Here is a 12,975-nt window from a genome sequence, read left to right as displayed (position 1 = left end):
CACCGAAGATCGAGACGAACCCCGCCGACGAGCGGCTGGTGAATCTGCGGACATGGTCGGGCGGGGTAGAGGGGCAACTGTGCGTCGCTCCATACGATGTGGCGTAGTGTCACAAACAGATCGGTGAGTTGCTGCTCAGCCCGCACTGCCAGGGGAGAAGGGTCTCCAATGGACGTATCACCCACCCTTTCACGGGACTGCACCACGCCCACGCCGGTGCGATACATCGACGGCGTCCTGTGCCTGGACGGGCTGCCGCTCGACCGGGTCGTGGCCGGGGTCGGTACGCCCGCGTATGTCTACTCGCTGGACGCCATGGTGGCGAACCTGGTCCGGGTCCGGGAGGCGTTCGCGTCTCTGGGCGGGAGGGTCTCGTACTCCGTGAAAGCCAACTCCAATCAGGCGATCCTGACCAGGTTCGCAGCGCTGGGGTCGGGGTTCGATGTGGTGAGCGGTGGCGAGCTGAGCCGTGTGCTGGACGCGGGCGGGGACCCTGCGCACACCACCTTCGCGGGCGTGGGGAAGACGGATGAGGAGCTGCTGCTGGCCGCCCGTCACGGGGTGCTGGTCAATGTGGAGTCGGCCGATGAGCTGGACGCACTCCAGAGGATCGCGCGGGGCGCGGGGCGCCGGGTACGGGTGGGGCTGCGGATCAATCCCGCGGTGACGGTGGCGACGCTGGCGCCCATGCAGACCGGGAGCGCGCGGGCCAAGTTCGGGGTTCCGGCCGACGAGGCACGGGAGTTGCTCGACGGCTTCGCGGCCGGGCGGTACCCGGATCTGGAACCGCTGGGCGTGCACATGCATGTGGGCTCGCAGGTGCCGGAACCGGCGGGGATGGTGCGGGCCACCGAAGTGCTGCTGGATGTGCTGGAGTACGCGCAGCAGGTGGGCCTGGCCGGGTTCCGGCGGCTGGACATCGGGGGCGGTTTCCCCATCGACCACGGCGGGGAGAGCGTGCCGGGGCCGGAGGAGTTCGCGGCCGCGCTGGCTCCGCTGCTGTCCGGGCGCGAGGACCTCGATCTGTTCCTGGAGCCCGGCCGGTCGGTCGCCGGCCCGGCCGGTGTGCTGGTGGCCAAGGTGCTGTACCGCAAGCATCGGCCCGGTCGCCGGATGCTGGTCCTGGACACGGGGATGCACCACTTCATTCGCCCGGCCCTGTACCGTACGGCGGCCCATCGCATCGTGCCCGTGCGGGAAGCGCCCTCGGCGGGGCCGACCGAGGTGGTCGGTCCGGTCTGTGAGTCGACCGACACGTTCGCCCAGGACGCGCAGCTGCCCGACCTGGTCCCCGGTGACCTGGTCGCCTTCCTGGACGCGGGGGCGTACGGGATGGTGATGGCCTCCAACTACAACACCAACCGGCGTCCCCCGGAGATCGTCGTGGAGGGCGGCAGCCCGCGAGTCGCACGCCCGCGCGAGGACTGGCGCGACTTGTACGCCTCGGAGGGCTGATTCACCGCGTCAGACGGGATCGGGCTCGGGCCGGGGCGGTTCGCCGGTTTGCCCGTCGACCGACTGCCGCAGGCCGTTGACGCCTTCGGACCAGGGACTCCACGCGAAGGCGAACATCGACTCGGGCAGGATCATCCCGGAGCAGCGGATCTCGTCGTTGAGCAGGTTGAGCTGGCTGACCGTCGACTGTGAGGCCAGATTGGCGATCGGCATGAGCTGGTAGTCCTGGAAGCCGATCGCCCGGAACGAGAAGTCGTACGTGCGGGCGGACGAGCGCCATACGTAGTTGTCGTGCCGGTTGCACAGCTGCCGGTGTGTGTAGGTGACCCAGGCCTGTTCGCCGGGCTGCATCAGCATCTGCTGGCAGGTCACGTCGAACTCCAGCCAGAGCGTGCCGTTGGAGCTGTCGCTGAGCGAGATGCCGCCGAGGTCGGGTTCGATCCGCAGGGGCACGGCGTGGCTGGGCAGCACCACTTTGATGCTGGGCTGCAGCACGTGCCGTACCCAGACCAGGCACTCCTCCGCGGACAGCTGACCGGCTCGGAAGCGCCGGGTGAGTTCGGTGTTCGCCGGGATGGGGATCAGCTGGGAGTGGATGACGCCGTCGCCGTTGATCCGTACCGGGCGGCGGGAGGTGTTGGCGTCGGTGCGGTAGGTGAAGGACGCCTTGATCCGCAGCACGCTGTCCGGCAGCGGCGGTGCGGAGTCGGCGAACCGTTCCTGCGCCGGCTGGTCCGACAGTTCGATCTCGGCCCGGTAGCTGCTGCGCGGTGGCGCGGCGAGCGTCGCCACCAGCCAGTCCACGGCCTGCGACACGCCGCCGTCGTTGGGGAAGCGGGCCCGGACGGCGCGCTTGAGGTGACGTTCCTGCTCCAGGCTGCTGAGCTGACTCAGATATCCGTCGCTGGAGAGCAGGGCGGCGACCAGCTCCTGGGTCGCGTACCGCTTGAGGTTGATCAGATCCAGGATCAGGGCCACCGCACCGGCCTGGACCAGGGTGTTGCCAAGGAGGTTCAGGTACTGGCTCGCAGTCGAGCCGTCCGGCCCGGCCTGGTGGAGTGTCGCCAACCAGAGCCAGCTTCCGGAAATGAGCAGGAGCGCGCTGATCAGTAACGCCTTCTCCCGTACCAGCCCCCATTGCGCCCGCGAACGTCCAGCCATGCTGCCTCCCCCGGTTCCCTGGGCCGTACCGTGTCCAGTATCCAGTGCGCCTACGGGTCACGACAGGCCTTCGAACCTTCAAGTGTCCCAGCTGGTAGCGGAGTTGGCGGAGTTGTACCCCCAGAGCCGGCTACGGGGCGGGAAGGGTTTGGCGGGAGCTGAACCGCCAGGACCACCAAGGGGCCCGCCGCACCGTCGAGCGACTTCAGTACGCGTGGTGGGTCTGCCAGAAGGCCCAGGCCTGGCAGGGGCTGCCGTACACGCTGTTCATGTAGTTCAGGCCCCACTTGATCTGCGTGGCGGGGTTGGTCTGCCAGTCCGAGCCGGCGGACGCGTACTTGTTGCCGGGCAGTGCCTGCATGAGGCCGTAGGCGCCGGAGGAGGCGTTGAGCGCCTGCATGTTCCAGCCGGACTCGCGGTCCACGATGTTGCTGAAGCACTGGAACTGGCCGCTGGGCACGATCTGCCGGGCTATCGCCTGGATCTCGGCGACGGTGTACGAGCTCTTGTTCGGGACGACGGCGCTGCTGTGGTCGGCGGCCGCCTTGGCTTCGGTCCGCTCCTTTGCCGCCTTCTGAGCGGCTTCCTTCTTCGCGACCGCGGTCGCGGCGGCAGCCCTGCGGGCCGCCTGTTCGGCGTTCTGCCTGGCATTCGTGTCCGCCTGGACGGCCTGGGCGTCGGCCTGCTGCGTCAGGGACGCGGTCTGCACCTGGGCCTGCTGCCCTGCGGGCAGGTCCGCGAGCAGCGTCGAGCCGGCCGCCGTCGCTTCGGCGTCGTTCGTCTGCGGCGTGGTGCCGGCCGAGGAAGCTCCGACGACGCTTCCGACAGCGGTGACCGCGGAGGCCGAAGCCACTGCCAGTCCCCGGACCGAAATCGGGCTCACACGTCTTCCTTCCGCTTCGTCGGTGAGGCCATGCCGTGACGTGTCGAGCAACTCGCTTGGCCTACCCAGCAGTTCGAACACTCTGCCGTGCGGCGGCGGGTGGCGCAATGGTGAAGGAGGTGTGGATGCTCACACCTGATGTCACTGAAACCTCGTCCGGATGTGGGCAGTTGACGCGGCGGGGCTCCCCGGCCGTAGTGGCGGGGAGCCCCGAGGACGGTGCAGTGGTTCGCTGCGGTTACCGGGACACCCGTGCGTCCTGGGTGTCGTTCCGGCGGATGCGTTCGCGAATCAGGGAGACGGCGATCACCAGCGCGGCGACGAGTACCGACAGCAGTACCTGGATGCGTCCGCCGCCCTTGCTGTCGTCGGTGAGCATGTAGAGGAGGACGAAGGAGATCATGCCGATCGTGGCCCAGGTCAGATACGGGAAGAGCCACATGCGGACGACCAGCTTCTCCGGGGCCTCGCGCAGGATGATCCCCCGCATCCGCAGCTGCGAGAAGCAGATGACCAGCCAGACGAAGAGTGCGACCGCGCCGGAGGAGTTCAGCAGGAACTGGAAGACCGTGTCCGGCCACAGGTAGTTGAAGCCGACCGCGACGAAACCGAAGGCCACCGAGGCCAGGATCGCGGGCTGCGGCACGCCGCGGGAGTTCGTCCGTACGAAGGAGCGCGGCGCGTCGCCGCGCTGTCCGAGGGAGAACGCCATCCGGGAGGCGGTGTAGAGGCCGGAGTTGAGACAGGACAGCACGGCGGTCAGCACGATGAAGTTCATGATCTGGCCGGCGTGCGGGATGCCGATCGAGTCGAGGGCCGCCACGTACGAGCCCTTCTTGGCGATCGAGGGGTCGTTCCACGGTAGCAGCGAGACCACGACGAGGATCGAGCCGACGTAGAAGACGCCGACCCGCCAGATCACGCTCCGGGTGGCCTTGGCGACCGCCTGCCGCGCGTTCGCGGACTCACCGGCGGCCAGCGTGACGATCTCGCTGCCCATGAACGAGAAGACGACCAGCAGGATGCCGGTGAGGATCGTGCCGGGCCCGTTCGGCAGGAAGCCGCCGTGCGCGGTGAGGTTGGTGAAGCCCGTCGCGGCATGGTCGGAGCCGGGCAGCACACCGAAGATCGCCAGGCCGCCGAGGATGATGAAGCCGGTGATGGCGACGACCTTGATGCCGGCGAACCAGAACTCGAACTCGCCGAAGGAGCCGACCGAGGCCAGGTTCGTGATGGTGAGGACGACCATCACGATCAGCGCCCAGGCCCACTGCGGTACGGCAGGCACCCACCCTTCCAGGATCACGGCACCCGCGGTCGCCTCGACGGCGAGCACGACGACCCAGAAGAACCAGTACAGCCAGCCGATCGAGAATCCGGCCCAGCGGCCGAGCGCGCGGTCCGCGTAGGCGGAGAAGGAGCCGGAGCTCGGGTTCGCCGCGGCCATCTCGCCGAGCATCCGCATCACGAACACGACCAGCGCGCCGACCAGCGCGTACGAGAGCAGGATGCCGGGTCCGGCGGCGGCGATGCCGGAGGCGGAGCCCACGAAGAGCCCGGCGCCGATCACCCCGCCGATGGCGATCATCGACAGATGGCGGTTCTTGAGGCCGGGCCGCAGGGCTGCCTGCTCGGGAGTCCGACCACGGGAGGGAGGGGCGGTGGCCGGAGCCGCAGCACCTGGGGGACGTGCAGTCATGTCGACATCCATGGGGTGGTGGGAGGGCCGAGAGGGAGGGGGTCCGCGCCGCGTTCCGTTCCCTCACGGGAAGTGATCCGTTTCACTTGCGGAAATGGATTTGCGCAAGCGTATGAGCGGCTGCGGGGGGACGGGTTTGTTCCCGGGTACGAAGTCGTCCTCGATGGTTGTACGGCCGGACCATGCGAAGCCGGGCTCAGGCGCCGGGCGGCAGCCGCAGCTGGAGCATGGCCAGCAGTCGCTGGTCGGGGCGGCTCAGGTCGAGACCGGTCAGTTCCTCGGCCCGGCGGATGCGGTAGCGCAGCGTGTTGCGGTGCACATGCAGCTGGGCGGCGGCCGCCCGGACGTCACCGAAGCAGTTGAGATAGGCCAGCAGGGACTCGGCGAGTCGGCCCTGGTGCCGGGTGTCGTGCGCGATCAGCGCGGTCAGCCGTGGGTCCCGTATCTCGGGGTGGGCGGAGAGCAGCGTCAGCATCTCGCTGATCAGTACTTCCGCCTGGATGTCCGGCAGCGCGGCGACCGCGGCGGCGACGCCCGCGCCCAGCATCGCGTCGAGGATGCGGTCGGCCTCGCGGCGCGACTCGGGGGCCCGGCCGAGCCCGGAGACCAGGCAGCCGATCGAGCCGCGCAGCGGCAGACCCAGGTGGCGGCCGGCGGCGTCGGTGATCTCCTGCGCCCAGCCGCGCAGGGTGTCCGTGTCGATGCTGCGGGGCAGCTGCGGCAACAGCACATAGATCCGGGGGTCGACCTGGGTGACCAGGGCGCTGCGGTGCCGGGCGGCGATCTGCACCGAGATGAGGTTGGTGACCTCGGTGTGGGTCAGCTCCGGGGCGGTGACCGCCTCGGCGGTCCCGTAGGAGAAACCCAGGACGGCGGCCGGGCGGGCGGCGTCGAGACCGAGGTGGGTGGCCAGCGGCTGCGGGCCGGTGCTGCCCTCCAGCAGTCCGGCCAGCAGCGTGCGGGAGAGGGTCAGGTCGTCGGAGAGTTCCCGGCGGCGGCGCACCAGATGGTGGGCGGCGACCCGGGCGGCACCCAGCAGCGCCCGCTCCGAGTGCTCGGACAGCTGCGTCGCGCCCTCCTGAACCCAGATGGTGCCCAGCTGCCGCTCCCCGGAGCGGATGGCCACCGCGAGGCGGCGGCGGATGCCCAGCTCGGGGTGACCGTCGATGCCGATCACCTTGTCGCTGGAGTGCAGGTGCTGGAACACGCCCCACTCGCGCAGCTTCGCCAGATACGCCTCAGGGCCCTGCCAGCCGAGGATGGAGCGCCGCCGCAGGTCGTCGATCTCGTCGGAGTCGGTGGAGCGGGAGTAGGCCAGCACCCGGTTGGCGGCGTCCTCGATGCTGACGATGCCGCCGGTCAGCACGGCGGTCGTCTGGGCGAGCGAGAACAGGTCGCCCTCCTCGGCCCCTGCCTCGTCCTCGCCCGGCGGTGCGTCGTCGAGGGCGGCGCGGGCCAGCGCGTTCACCTGGTCCCAGGGGGCGTCGCCGCGCAGCGAGAGCAGGGCGACCCCGGCCTCGGCGGCGGTCTCGCTGAGGGCGGTGGCCTGGCCGGCACCGTCCAGTTTGACCACGACGGCGGCCGCTCCGTCGCGCCCGGCGGCCCGCAGCGCGGGAAAGGCGGCCCGGCCGCGGGCACCGATGACGAGGACCAGTTCGCCGGGCCGTGCCGTCGGCGGGTCCTCGGGATCGAGCAGCGCCACGCCCCGGATCTCGACGTCCAGTCCGGCGGGAGCGGCCTGCACCTCCACCAGCGAGTCGCCCAGGGTCATCAGCAGCCGGCGCAGGCTGACGCCCGCGGGGGGCGGGGAGACCGCGGCCGGATCCATGTCTGTCGCCTCTGCTGGGAGCCACGCCGGAGCTCTGATGCTAACCGGCCCGGTCAGCGGTGCCGCACCGGAGCATGGTGTGCTCACAGGCGCGGGGAGCGGCGGACGGTCAGGACGGCGATGTCGTCGTGCCGGCGGTCGGCGTCGGTGAACGCGAGGGCGTCCTCGTGCAGCGCCCGGGGCAGTTCGGTGGGGGAGAGGCCGAGGTGCTTGGTCAGTCGCTCGTCGAGCGGGTAGAACGTGCCGTCGTCGGCGCGGGTCTCGGTGAGGCCGTCGGTGGTCAGCAGCAGCGTCGAACCGGCCGGGAAGTCGAACCAGTCCACGGTCGTGGGTTCGGCGGCCAGTTCGGCGAGACCGAGCGGGACGCCGGAGTCCAGCGGCGGTGTGGTGACCAGGCCCTCGTGCATCAACCGGGGTGGAATGTGGCCGCAGTTGACGACCTGCACCTCGCTGTCGGCGCCGACGCCGAGGATGAGCGCGGTGACGAACCGCTCGTCGTCGCCGGTCTGTTCGGCGTAGGAGTTGTGGCGGACGACCGCTGCGTCCAGGGCGTCGACGAGGGCGGTCAGCGTGGGCTCCCGGTGGGCCGCCTCCCGGAAGGCGCCGATGACGGCGAACGCGGCGCCCACGGCGGCCAGCCCCTTGCCCTGCACGTCACCGATCAGCACCCGGGTGCCGAAGGGCGAGTCGACGACGTCGTAGATGTCGCCGCCGACGAGCCGGTCCTCCTGCACGGGCTCGTAGACGCCGTTGACCAGCACGTCGTCGGTGACCAGGGGCAGTGGGTGCAGGATGTGGCGCTGCATGGCCGCGGCGGTGGAGCGCAGCCGCAGCATCTCGTGCTCGCGCCGGATGCGCCAACGACAGGCGTAGACCGAGGCCACCCCCAGCGCGAGGGTGAACAGGACCAGCAGCAGCCGATCCAGCCAGTGCCCGCCGACCGGGGCCCGCACCACCGCGGTGGTGGTGACGACGAGCGAGGTCCACGCCGCGACGAACCCCGTCTGCCGCACGGTGCACAGCGCCGACGCCGTCCCCGGCAGGAAGACCAGCAGCCCGAGCAGCCACACCTCGGACCCCGACAGCACCCCCAGGACCTCCACCAGCACCGTCACCGAGATCACGCCGATGACCAGCTCGGCGTTGCTCGGCGGCTGGATGGCGTCGGAGACCTCGGCGGGTCTCTTCCGTCGGCTACCGGTCATGGGGGGCTCCCGGGCAGGTGGCGATCACCACCTACGGTATGGCAGGCCGCGCCCGAAGGGGCGCGGGGAACTGCGCGACCAGCCACAACGGCGCCGCACGTGATCGACGGCCCATCGCGGCACCACCAGCGGAGCGCCTAGTCGACGTCGACCGGCCCGTCGTCCGACTTCCTCTCCTTGCCCGAGTGCAGCTGGAGCAGCCCGCCGCCGCTGTTCTCCTCGGGGCGGCGCCCGTCGGTCGTTTCCTGGCCGTTCAGGTTCTGCCGGACCGAGTCGAGGATGGTCAGGCCCTGGGACACCAGACCCGCGGCGATCTCGCCCAGACCGTCCGCTCCGTTGAGGACGTTGACGTTGGCGCCGGCCAGGCCGCCCGCCGCCTCCTTCACGATCTGCGGCAGCTGGTCGATCAGCATCCGGTCGAGCGCGACCCGGTCGTACGAGGCCGCCGCCTCGGCCTGGATCTTCATGCGCTGCGCCTCCGCGGCCGCCAGGACCCTGATCCGCTCGGCCTCGGCCTCGGCGGGCTTCACGATCTCGGCCACCAGCTGCTGCTGACGCAGCTTGGCCTGGCGCTGCGCCAGTTCGGTCTGCGCGGCGAGCACCTCCTGCTGGGCGTGCGCCTGCGCCAGCGGTCCGGCCTGGGCCGCCTGTGCCTGCGCGCGGTCCACCTCGGCGGAGTACTCCGCCTTCACGATGGCGGTCTGCCGGGCGTACTCGGCCTGCTTGCGGGCGGCCTCCTGCTCCGCCTCGACGGAGGCCTGCGTGGCCTGGGCCTGGGCGATCTGGGCCTGCCGCTGGATGGCCGCCTTGTGCGGCGCGGACATCGCGTCGATGTATCCGGCGTCGCCGTCGTCGATCGACTGGATCTGCAGCGAGTCCACGATCAGACCGATCTTCGCCATCTCGGTCTTGGAGGTGTCCAGGACCTCCGCGGCGAGCTTCTGCCGCTCGGTGACGATCTCCTCGACCGTCATCGAGCCGATGATCGCCCGCAGGTGACCGGCGAAGATCCGGCCGGTCAGGACGGACATCTGGTCCTGGTCGGAGAGGAAGCGCTGGCCGGCGTTGATGATGCTCTCGTGGTCGTTGCCGACCTTGAACGCGATGACTGCGCGGACGTGCAGGGCGATGCCCTGCCGGGTCACACAGGTCTCGGTGACCTCGGACTCGCACATCGAAAGGGTGAGGAAGCGGGTCTTGCGGAAGAACGGGATCACGAACTTGCCGTGGCCCGTCACCACTCGGAACGGCGCGCCCCCCAGTCCCCGCCTGCCTCCCGAGATCAACATCGCCTCGTCGGGAGCGGGAACGCGGTATCCGAACATTTTTCTTTCTACTCCTCAGTCAGCGCCGGCGGCGTCGCCACCGAGCGCGTCCAATGGATCCACCCACTCGATGACGCCGACCTCACGACATCCGCGCGACTCGATCACCAGCACCGTCGCCCCCGTGGGCAGGGGATCTTCGGACCAGGCGAGGAAGGTCTCGGAACCGCCCCTGACCCGCACCAGGATTTCGCCGGGCCCCGCGGATCCGCGGGTTCCGACGAGCACCTTCCCCGTGCAGCCGATCACGGCTTCGTCCTGCGGCATCATGGCCGCTCTCCTATGTTCTGGCCCACGATTCAGACGATAGACCTACCTGGGTCGGGGACCCAACGGGCATGTCGATACGGCGCGTGCCGCAGGGATGTAGACGCCCCTGAGCGGCGGGTGGTTCAGCCCCCGGAACCGATGGATCCCCTTTGCCGGGAAGGCCAGTTGCCTGCGTCCCGCCTCTGGCCCCGGAGACATACCGGGCGGTATACAGACTGCGTCGCGTGTGACGCCGCGCCTGGGTGCGGCTCCGCGCGACGTCCGGGTCTCAGGGGGAGGAATCGCATGGCGGACGACACGCGTTCGGGCTCAGCGGCGAGACGCCGGCGGCGGGGGATCGCGGTGGGGGCGGCGCTCGGCGGCTGCGCCCTCGTCGCGGCGTCCACGACGCCTGCCGCGGCACACGGAGGGGGACAAGGCAGGGACACCCGCTATGTGTCGCTCGGGGATTCCTATACGGCGGGCCCCCTCATCCCGCAGCAGGTGGACGCCAACTGCGCCCGCTCCGACCACAATTACCCCTCGATCGTGGCGGCGGCGCGCAAGGCGACCGCGTTCAAGGACGTCAGCTGCAGCGGAGCGACCACCGAGAACATGTGGAAGGCGCAGGGCACCAACGAGCCCCAGCTGGACGCGCTGAACCGCGACACCGGTCTGGTGACGGTCCAGATCGGTGGCAACGACGTCGGTTTCAGCTCCATCATCGGCACCTGCGCCCGCCTCAGCTCCCAGGACCCGACGGGAGACCCGTGCCGGCGCTACTACGCCTCGTCCGGCATCGACCAGCTCACGGTCGCCATCGCGCGGACCGCGCCGAAGATCGACGCGGTGCTGCGGGCCGTGCACACCAGGGCGCCGCACGCCCGGGTGCTCGTCGTGGGCTACCCCGACCTGCTGCCCGACGACGGCAGCGGCTGCTACCCGTCGGTGCCGTTCGCGGCCAAGGACTTCGCCTATCTGCGGGACACCGGCAAGCGACTGAACCTGATGCTGCGGCTGGTCGCCGAGTGGGACCGGGCGGAGTACGTCGACACCTACGGGCCCACGGTGGGCCACGACATGTGCAAGGCACCCGACGTCCGCTGGATCGAACCGCTCCAGCCGGCCTCGCCCGCCGCCCCCGCGCACCCCAACGCCAAGGGTGAGGAAGCGATGGCGCGTGCCGTTCTCGAACGTCTGGGCAAGGGGCACGGCCGCGGTTGAGCGCCAGGGCGGCGAGGTTCGGCCCCATTGGTGTGACGTCGCGGACGGGAATGAATGAAAGGTGCTGAACGGGCAACGTTCCCCTTCATGCCCCGCTTCATGCACAGCACGAACAGTCCCCTGCAGGTGATTCGATGACGACGGCGACCAGGGCGCCCCGGACGCCGTCGACCACCGAGGCCACGACGACCAGGAGTTCCCCGTCCGCTCCGGCGCCCTCACTGCCGTCCCTCACCGGCCTGCGATGGATGGCCGCACTGCTGGTCTTCGGACTGCACGTGCACAACTTCCACTATTTCGACGGCGCCGCCGGCTCCGTCGTCACCTGGGCGTTCGGGGCGGGCGCGACGGGGGTGTCGTTCTTCTTCGTGCTGTCCGGGTTCGTCCTGACCTGGTCGGCCCGGCCGGGTGACCGCGCGCCCGCCTTCTGGCGCCGCCGTATCGCGCGCATCCTGCCGGTGCACCTGGTCACCGCCGCGATCGCGCTGCTCATGGCGTACACGCTGGCCCACCAGTCCAAGCCGACCCTGAGCCAGGGGCTGGCCAACGTCCTGCTGGTGCATTCCTGGTGGCGGCCCTGGTGGCAGACGCTCGACCCGGTCAGCTGGTCGCTGGCCTGCGAGGCCTTCTTCTACGCCGTCTTCCCGCTGCTGGCGCTGGTCCTGCGCCGCGCCGGTGCCCGCGGCGCGGCGGCGCTGGCCGGAGCGTCGGTGGTGGCGGTGCTGGGGCTGGCGTGGGTGGACGCGCACCACTGGCTGGGCCAGCAGATCTACTCCTTCCCCGCCGCGCGGCTGCCCGAGTTCGTCCTCGGGGTCGCCGTTGCCCGGCTGGTGCTGCTCGACCGGTGGCGCGGACCGGGCCTGGAGGCCTCGCTCGCGATCGCGATCATCGGCTATTTCTTCGTGCCGCACGTCCCGCACATCACCGACGGCTACCCGGCCACCGTCTGCACCGTCATCGGCTTCGCCCTGCTCATCCCGGCGGCGGCCGTCGCCGACCTGCATGGTCTGCCCTCGATGTGGCGCCACCGGCGACTGGTGCGGCTGGGGGAGCTGTCCTTCGCCTTCTACATGGTCCACCTGCTCGTGCTGCGGGCCGGGACCGACGTGCTCGGCACGAAACCCCTCTTCGGCCCGACGGCGGGGCTGGCCGTCACGGCCGTCGCGTTCGCCGTCTCCCTCGCCCTGTCCTGGGTCCTGTACGAGGCCGTGGAGCGCCCCGCGAGACGCCTGCTGCTGCGCCGCCGCCCCTCCGCGGAGCCCCGCTCGGTCGTCCGGCAGCCGGACGGGCAGGAGGCCTAGAACGTACTGTCGCGCAGGCCCAGCCGCAGATGCTCCACGTGGTGGAGGACCTGCCGAGCAGTTCGGCGACGTCCTTGTCGTGGAGCGCGTAGACGACCGAGCGACCGCGGCGCTCGCCGGTGACCAGGCCGAGGTTGCGCAGCAGGCGCAACTGGTGGGAGCAGGCGGACTGTGCCGTCCCCACGGCGTCGGCGGGTTCGGTCGCCGCGCACGGGCCCTCCTCCAGGTGGGTCAGGATGCGCAGCCGGGACGGGGTCGCCAGGGCCTGGAGCGTGGCGGCCACATCGGCGGCGCCCACTGCCTCCAGACGCTCGCGTGCCGTTGCGGCGGTGGTGGTGTGGTGATCGCCGGGGCGTTCATCGCATGCCGCGTCGTCCAGGACCTCGCGGGCACCCTGCCACTGCCGCTCGGCGTCGCCGGCCAGGAGGGCTCCGCCCGTCCTCGTCGGCCTCAACGGGCTGCGGCTGCCGGGGGAGCGGGCCTGGCGACGGGCGGTCGCCGAGGGCGGGTGACGTCCACTCCGGCGAGCGACTGCTCACGGACGGGAAGCCCCTCCCGGCGGTCCCGCAAGCTCTGCGGCGACTTCACCTTCACGCCCAAGCGCTGAGCCCACCATGAGCACGGCCCTGTCATGCCGATCCGCAG

The 12,975-nt window shown here is 70.6% G+C and carries 10 protein-coding genes and 1 pseudogene; 3 read left to right on the top strand and 8 right to left on the bottom strand.

What is annotated here, in order from left to right:
* The first annotated feature begins 168 nt into the window (after positions 1 to 168).
* On the top strand, positions 169 to 1,455 hold the full coding sequence (gene lysA / locus ACWC1K_RS05155; RefSeq protein ID WP_450828882.1) for a diaminopimelate decarboxylase: 1,287 nt from the start codon (positions 169 to 171) through the stop codon (positions 1,453 to 1,455).
* A gap of 9 nt (positions 1,456 to 1,464) precedes the next feature.
* Here the strand turns inward: lysA and ACWC1K_RS05150 are convergent, their stop codons facing one another.
* From ACWC1K_RS05150 to ACWC1K_RS05120, 7 genes are all read right to left on the bottom strand, one after another.
* On the bottom strand, positions 1,465 to 2,616 hold the full coding sequence (locus tag ACWC1K_RS05150) for a hypothetical protein (protein ID WP_450828881.1): 1,152 nt from the start codon (positions 2,614 to 2,616) through the stop codon (positions 1,465 to 1,467).
* Positions 2,617 to 2,821: 205 nt separating this feature from the next.
* Positions 2,822 to 3,499 carry an aggregation-promoting factor C-terminal-like domain-containing protein gene (locus ACWC1K_RS05145; protein ID WP_450828880.1) on the bottom strand — a complete coding sequence of 226 codons (678 nt, stop codon included), beginning with the start codon at positions 3,497 to 3,499 and terminating at the stop codon, positions 2,822 to 2,824.
* A gap of 238 nt (positions 3,500 to 3,737) precedes the next feature.
* Positions 3,738 to 5,198: an amino acid permease gene (locus ACWC1K_RS05140; RefSeq protein ID WP_450828879.1), complete on the bottom strand. Its 1,461-nt coding sequence runs from the start codon at positions 5,196 to 5,198 to the stop codon at positions 3,738 to 3,740.
* 196 nt (positions 5,199 to 5,394) lie between these two features.
* Positions 5,395 to 7,026: a PucR family transcriptional regulator gene (locus ACWC1K_RS05135; protein ID WP_450828878.1), complete on the bottom strand. Its 1,632-nt coding sequence runs from the start codon at positions 7,024 to 7,026 to the stop codon at positions 5,395 to 5,397.
* A gap of 83 nt (positions 7,027 to 7,109) precedes the next feature.
* A complete protein-coding gene (locus ACWC1K_RS05130) occupies positions 7,110 to 8,231 on the bottom strand; it encodes a PP2C family protein-serine/threonine phosphatase (protein ID WP_450828877.1) in 1,122 nt (373 codons plus the stop codon).
* Positions 8,232 to 8,368: 137 nt separating this feature from the next.
* Positions 8,369 to 9,556, bottom strand: a complete 1,188-nt coding sequence (locus tag ACWC1K_RS05125; RefSeq protein ID WP_450828876.1) for an SPFH domain-containing protein — start codon at positions 9,554 to 9,556, stop codon at positions 8,369 to 8,371.
* A gap of 15 nt (positions 9,557 to 9,571) precedes the next feature.
* The gene (locus ACWC1K_RS05120) at positions 9,572 to 9,823 is read right to left on the bottom strand and encodes a hypothetical protein (protein WP_398956479.1); all 252 of its coding nucleotides are present in this window, start codon (positions 9,821 to 9,823) and stop codon (positions 9,572 to 9,574) included.
* 288 nt (positions 9,824 to 10,111) lie between these two features.
* On the opposite strand from ACWC1K_RS05120, the gene ACWC1K_RS05115 reads away from it, so the two are divergent.
* The gene (locus tag ACWC1K_RS05115) at positions 10,112 to 11,029 is read left to right on the top strand and encodes an SGNH/GDSL hydrolase family protein (RefSeq protein WP_450828875.1); all 918 of its coding nucleotides are present in this window, start codon (positions 10,112 to 10,114) and stop codon (positions 11,027 to 11,029) included.
* Positions 11,030 to 11,163: 134 nt separating this feature from the next.
* The gene (locus ACWC1K_RS05110; RefSeq protein WP_450828874.1) at positions 11,164 to 12,330 is read left to right on the top strand and encodes an acyltransferase family protein; all 1,167 of its coding nucleotides are present in this window, start codon (positions 11,164 to 11,166) and stop codon (positions 12,328 to 12,330) included.
* Here the strand turns inward: ACWC1K_RS05110 and ACWC1K_RS05105 are convergent.
* A pseudogene (locus ACWC1K_RS05105) lies at positions 12,327 to 12,709 on the bottom strand (ArsR/SmtB family transcription factor). The gene ACWC1K_RS05110 and the pseudogene ACWC1K_RS05105 sit on opposite strands and share 4 nt — an antisense overlap.
* Between the last annotated feature and the right edge of the window lie 266 nt (positions 12,710 to 12,975).

This window comes from Streptomyces sp. NPDC001492 (assembly GCF_053597275.1).
Note: the sequence above shows the minus strand (reverse complement) of the source record. Positions and strands in the feature narration are given on the sequence as shown.

Excerpts from the sequence above, each read along its gene's own strand:
- ACWC1K_RS05150 (WP_450828881.1), bottom strand. The coding sequence starts at position 2,616 with ATGGCTGGACGTTCGCGGGCGCAATGGGGGCTGGTACGGGAGAAGGCG.
- ACWC1K_RS05115 (WP_450828875.1), top strand. The coding sequence starts at position 10,112 with ATGGCGGACGACACGCGTTCGGGCTCAGCGGCGAGACGCCGGCGGCGG.
- ACWC1K_RS05130 (WP_450828877.1), bottom strand. The coding sequence starts at position 8,231 with ATGACCGGTAGCCGACGGAAGAGACCCGCCGAGGTCTCCGACGCCATC.
- lysA (WP_450828882.1), top strand. The coding sequence starts at position 169 with ATGGACGTATCACCCACCCTTTCACGGGACTGCACCACGCCCACGCCG.
- ACWC1K_RS05135 (WP_450828878.1), bottom strand. The coding sequence starts at position 7,026 with ATGGATCCGGCCGCGGTCTCCCCGCCCCCCGCGGGCGTCAGCCTGCGC.
- ACWC1K_RS05120 (WP_398956479.1), bottom strand. The coding sequence starts at position 9,823 with ATGCCGCAGGACGAAGCCGTGATCGGCTGCACGGGGAAGGTGCTCGTC.
- ACWC1K_RS05110 (WP_450828874.1), top strand. The coding sequence starts at position 11,164 with ATGACGACGGCGACCAGGGCGCCCCGGACGCCGTCGACCACCGAGGCC.
- ACWC1K_RS05140 (WP_450828879.1), bottom strand. The coding sequence starts at position 5,198 with ATGACTGCACGTCCCCCAGGTGCTGCGGCTCCGGCCACCGCCCCTCCC.
- ACWC1K_RS05125 (WP_450828876.1), bottom strand. The coding sequence starts at position 9,556 with ATGTTCGGATACCGCGTTCCCGCTCCCGACGAGGCGATGTTGATCTCG.